This is a genomic window from uncultured Campylobacter sp. (assembly GCF_938015785.1).
Classification (GTDB): domain Bacteria; phylum Campylobacterota; class Campylobacteria; order Campylobacterales; family Campylobacteraceae; genus Campylobacter_B.
This window is the reverse complement of the sequence record NZ_CALLWC010000020.1, coordinates 1-4,675: the sequence shown is the minus strand read 5'-3', so window position 1 is coordinate 4,675 and position 4,675 is coordinate 1. Positions and strand designations below refer to the sequence as shown.

The window sequence follows — 4,675 nt, the reverse complement described above, 5'->3', positions numbered from 1 at the left end:
AAGGAAAAACGCTGTGAAATTTAAAATTTTAAAACCGAGGCTTTATGAAAAGTATAAGGATATGGTTATAGAAGCGTGAGGACGAAAGGATGAATACAGCGTTGATGGCCAAAATAGATATTTTATTAAATTTAATAAATTTTTCTAAAAATATAAGCGCGATAAAAAGCGACTTGGCAAAGATAGGTTTTAATAGCGAATCGGAGCTTGTAACAATAACTAAAAATACTATTGTAAACATCTTAAATAGGGTCATCGATAAAGAAATTTCATATGATCTCCTTGAGGAATGGGCAAATTTAATAGAGTGTCGCGAGGATATAGGATATGAGGATGAAATTTTGCAAGAGATCATATTTGAGCTGGCAAACCCTTGCCTTTATGGAGAGATAGACGAAGAGAAGATTTGTATAATTTTAGATAAAATTAAATAGGGGTGGAGCGATTCAAATGATATTAGAGAAAAATATTGATATTGTAGGCGAGAGGGCTATTTTACTAATGGCGCTAGGTTCATTGCAGGCATTGGAGCACCAGGCGATTACCATAGATGAAAGCCAAAGAATTTTGTTTTCACCCTATATCTCAACGCATTTGGAAAAAAATAAGGTTAATGAACGCGTTATAGATATAATAATCGAATGCTGCGAATTAGAGGATATTTTTGAGCTAATTCCTACAAAATATATGGAAACTTTGCAAATATTGCAGAATAGAATAATAAAAATTTTAAAGCGATACGATGAAGAGCCCGGAAAAAGATGGGTAATTATAGATGAGAAATAGCCTCCGTAGCTCCGTTTCTGGCGAGCGGGTGGGCTGGCAGCTAAATAAAATTCTAAATGTTACGATAAGAAAGTCCGTACAAATTTAAGTCTTTCGCAATTCCTATTTAATATTATTGATAAGATTGGTGGTATGATAAATCACAAATTTTAGACGAGTCGGCAAATTTTACAATTTAAAGAGCTTTATATATCTTTCTCGATAATTATTAATTTTAAGCCATTAGCTTGAAATAAATTAGTAGATAAAATACCCCGCTTTAGATTATAGGAGATTTTCTTATTCCTCAATAAAGTCAAGAGTAAAATTTTGAAGTCACGATGCTGTGATATAAATTTAAAGATATTGGTTGCAGAGGGTGGATTTGAACCACCGACCTTCGGGTTATGAGCCCGACGAGCTACCACTGCTCTACTCTGCGATCAAAAAGTGCGAATAAATTTTTAAATTCGCCAAATGGATGGGGTAGGAGGATTCGAACCTCCGAATGATTGGACCAAAACCAATTGCCTTGCCGCTTGGCTATACCCCATCAAAAAAAGGACTTTAATTATACAAAAACTTTAACCAAAAGTCAAGATTAATCTTAAGCTTTATTAGCGGATTAATGAAAATCAGTAGGACTCAACGAATAAATTATATTTACATAAACAAAAAAGGCTCTAGCTAAAGCTAGAGCCTTAAAAAAATATCTATACTAAACTAAAATATTAGTTATAGTTAACGTTTTTACCACCGAATTTAAGACCAGTATCTGCATCAATTCTAGTTTTAATTTGTGATAGACCTGGCATACTCCACACTTGATCACATAATCCAGTTGTAGTAACAGTTACAGACATCGTATTATTTCCTGTAGGACCAACAGCCTGAAAGCATGGTTGTGCTTTGACCTTTACTGGGTTAGCAACATTTGTCATAGCACTAACATCGGTCGAAAAATTACCTTGAGATGTATAATAAGCACCTAAATCTGTTACCATAGTTTGAATGTTAGAAGCTGCTTTCGAAACCTCAGCATCATCACGTGTAGCTGCAAGTCTTGGAATAGCAACAGCTGCCAAAATACCTAAAATAACGATAACGAAGATCAACTCGATCATAGTAAAACCTTTTTTCATGGTTTACTCCTTAAATAAAATTCATCCCGCATACCTATATGCGAAACTTGGCGTAATTATAGAGAAAAATTTAAAAATTGTCAATAGTTTTTGGCAAATTTTTTACAATTTATTTACAAAGTCCGATTTTGCGGGCATTTTAAAATCAGAATTTTGAACCTATTTGATCTATTAATGTATTGTAGCTATACCTCTGCACATTGATACTATAAAAATTATTTGCTTTCATTCCTAGTATGGCGTCCAAATAAACTATATGGCTATTGAAGATACAAGGATGCTATAACCCGTATCGCTTAGTCAAAATTTCATAGTTTTCTACGCGTCTATCTCGCAAAAACGGCCACCAGCAGCGCACATTTTCGCATCTTTGCATATCGATGGTTACGACTTCACATAGCTCGTCGGTGCTGTTTGCGCGAAACAGTTGCTCGCCCTGCGCGCCAAAAACAAAGCTATTGCCCCAAAATCTAATCCCCTCTTCGCTGGCAAGCTGACCTACGCGCTGTTTATTCGGCAGCACTTCTAAAGTTTCGCCGTTAAATTTTATCTCTATCGAAATCTTTAAATTCTCTCGCGCCGCCTCATTTTTCACGGGCAAAATTTCGCCGCCGATCGCCATTTTGCCGCTATCCGTTAGCGCCCCGTTATTAAAAGATAAAATTCCGCCCTCGCTTAAAATTTTACTCTCACCGCCAGTATCCGCGGAGCGTAAAATTTTATCACTGGCTGCTCCACCGTCGCTTGCTGGCAAAATTTCATTTCCCCCGGATAAAATTTCATCCGATGAGACTTCGCTCAGCGCTGCACTTTCAAAGCCCACGCGATTTACGGCGATTACGGGCAGGGAGTTTGCCACCGCGTGCCCGCGCTGTACCGCGACCCAAGCCTCCAGCTGGCGCGCCTTTTCGTCCTCGTCGTCGCCGTCGAACCACCCGATCGCGGTCGGATATATTAGCAGCTCGGCACCGCGTAGCGCCATCGCGCGTGCCGCCTCGGGATACCACTGATCCCAGCACACGAGCACGCCGAGCCGTCCCACGCTCGTATCTATGGGCTCAAAGCCCAGATCGCCCAGCGTGAAATAAAATTTTTCGTAAAACTGTGGATCGTCGGGGATATGCATCTTGCGGTACTTGCCGGCGATCGTGCCGTCGCGCTCGAAGACCACGGCGGTGTTGTGATACAGCCCCGCGGCGCGGCGCTCGAAAAGCGAGCTTACCAACACGACGCCAAATCTCTTCGCTACCTCGCTCCACAGCCGCAAATCGCGCTCGAAATCCTGCGCGTAGTCGAAATTTTCGGTATTTTCGCGCTGGCAAAAATAATGCGTCTGATGAAGCTCTTGCAAAACGATTAACTGTGCACCCTTCGCCGCTGTGCGCGCGATGAGCTCGATACTACGCGCTATCGTGCGCGCTTTAGTGCCTTCAAATTTATGCGAAATCAGTCCAACTTTTAAAATTTTCATATTTTCCCTTCGATCTAAATTTAAAGTTTAAATTTATTCATACACGAACAGTGCAGCGAGCCGTTTTGGCGGATGAAAACGCGCGCGTTTACTCCCACTACTTCGCGATCTGTGCACGCTGCTCGCAGACGCGACAGCGCCAGCTCGTCCGCCGCGCGGTTTGGATCGTGCGGATCTGCGGGATCCGCGTAGGTGGGCACGATGAGCGCGCCGTTTAAAAAGACGAAATTTGCGTAAGTCGCGGGCAGCCTGCGCCCCCGATAAAAGATCGCGCGCGGGATCGGCAGTTCGATCACGTCGTACCCAAGCGATAAAATTTCATCCTTCATCGCGCCAAGCTCCGCATAGTGCAGATCGCTCGGATCGTCGCACGAGCTTATCGCCACGACGCGCGGACCTAGAAAGCGCGCGAGAGTATCGATGTGGCTGTCGGTATCGTCGCCTTTTATGAAGCCGTGCCCCAGCCAGATTATCTTTTTTAGGCCAAAAATTTCACGCAGCCGCGCGTCCAGTTCGGCCTTGCTTAGAGAGTTGCGATTTTCGTTCAGCAAACACGCGCTAGTAGTTAGCATCGTGCCCGCGCCGTCAAAATCGACACTGCCGCCCTCTAAGATCAGATCCATGTCTCGCAGCGGACGAGCGCTCGCAGCGTAAAGCTTAGAATTTAACGCATCGTCCTTGGCGCTTGCGAACTTGCCGCCCCAGGCATTGAAACGAAAATTTAGCCCCGTGATTTTGCCGCCCTCCTCTAAGTCGATCGCGCCGTAATCGCGGATCCACGTATCGTCGGTATCGATTTGCGCGAAGCTCGTGTTTGCTAAGCCGCCGCAAATTTGCTCAAAATCCTCGCGGCGCGGCGCGATCGCAACGACCGGCTCAAACCTCGCTGCGGTGGCGATAAAGTCGCGATAAGCCGCCCGTATCTCGCTCAAATATGGCGCCCAGTCAGTACCTGCGTGCGGCAAAGACACCAAAAGCGCCTCTTGCTCCTCCCATTCGGCGAATGCTCTCATTTTTGCTCCAAGATTGAAATTTCACGGATTATAGCGAAGCTCGGTTTAAAAAGATATTTGTGGATGGTGCGCCCGGAGGAATTCGAATCCCCGACCTTTTGAACCGCAATCAAATGCTCTATCCAGCTGAGCTACGAGCGCACGAAATAAAAGAAAACGGGATTATAGCGTTTTTAGCTTAAATTTAGCCAAAAAGCGGTCTAAATTTCACTGCACAAAAAAATTATCTTTATTAAATTTCAAAAAATCAACTTTTAAAATTTTATCATTTTTTAGGGGGGGGG

At 43.5% G+C, this 4,675-nt stretch carries 5 protein-coding genes and 3 tRNA genes; 2 read left to right on the top strand and 6 right to left on the bottom strand.

All coding sequences use genetic code 11. The features are described 5' to 3' along the window. The first annotated feature begins 89 nt into the window (after window positions 1-89). Both Q0393_RS02730 and Q0393_RS02725 read left to right on the top strand, forming a co-directional pair. The gene (locus Q0393_RS02730) at window positions 90-434 is read left to right on the top strand and encodes a hypothetical protein (protein ID WP_298977713.1); all 345 of its coding nucleotides are present in this window, start codon (window positions 90-92) and stop codon (window positions 432-434) included. 16 nt (window positions 435-450) lie between these two features. Continuing rightward, window positions 451-786 (top strand): DUF3969 family protein, encoded by a 336-nt coding sequence (locus Q0393_RS02725; protein WP_298977711.1) that lies wholly within the window; start codon window positions 451-453, stop codon window positions 784-786. A gap of 346 nt (window positions 787-1,132) precedes the next feature. Here Q0393_RS02725 and Q0393_RS02720 read toward each other — a convergent pair. The 6 genes from Q0393_RS02720 to Q0393_RS02695 form a co-directional block, all read right to left on the bottom strand. Then, a tRNA-Met gene (locus Q0393_RS02720) sits at window positions 1,133-1,207 on the bottom strand. 36 nt (window positions 1,208-1,243) lie between these two features. Further along, window positions 1,244-1,318: transfer RNA gene (locus Q0393_RS02715), tRNA-Gln, on the bottom strand. 178 nt (window positions 1,319-1,496) lie between these two features. Further along, window positions 1,497-1,907 (bottom strand): type II secretion system protein, encoded by a 411-nt coding sequence (locus Q0393_RS02710; protein WP_298962323.1) that lies wholly within the window; start codon window positions 1,905-1,907, stop codon window positions 1,497-1,499. Window positions 1,908-2,187: 280 nt separating this feature from the next. Beyond that, entirely contained in the window at window positions 2,188-3,378 is a 1,191-nt protein-coding gene (locus Q0393_RS02705; RefSeq protein WP_298977709.1) for a carbon-nitrogen hydrolase, read from the bottom strand. A 20-nt stretch (window positions 3,379-3,398) separates the two neighbouring features. Further along, the gene (locus Q0393_RS02700) at window positions 3,399-4,391 is read right to left on the bottom strand and encodes an agmatine deiminase family protein (RefSeq protein WP_298977706.1); all 993 of its coding nucleotides are present in this window, start codon (window positions 4,389-4,391) and stop codon (window positions 3,399-3,401) included. A 64-nt stretch (window positions 4,392-4,455) separates the two neighbouring features. Next, a tRNA-Arg gene (locus tag Q0393_RS02695) sits at window positions 4,456-4,532 on the bottom strand. Window positions 4,533-4,675: the final 143 nt, after the last annotated feature.

Excerpts from the sequence above, each read along its gene's own strand:
- Q0393_RS02700 (WP_298977706.1), bottom strand. The coding sequence starts at position 4,391 with ATGAGAGCATTCGCCGAATGGGAGGAGCAAGAGGCGCTTTTGGTGTCT.
- Q0393_RS02710 (WP_298962323.1), bottom strand. The coding sequence starts at position 1,907 with ATGAAAAAAGGTTTTACTATGATCGAGTTGATCTTCGTTATCGTTATT.
- Q0393_RS02705 (WP_298977709.1), bottom strand. The coding sequence starts at position 3,378 with ATGAAAATTTTAAAAGTTGGACTGATTTCGCATAAATTTGAAGGCACT.
- Q0393_RS02730 (WP_298977713.1), top strand. The coding sequence starts at position 90 with ATGAATACAGCGTTGATGGCCAAAATAGATATTTTATTAAATTTAATA.
- Q0393_RS02725 (WP_298977711.1), top strand. The coding sequence starts at position 451 with ATGATATTAGAGAAAAATATTGATATTGTAGGCGAGAGGGCTATTTTA.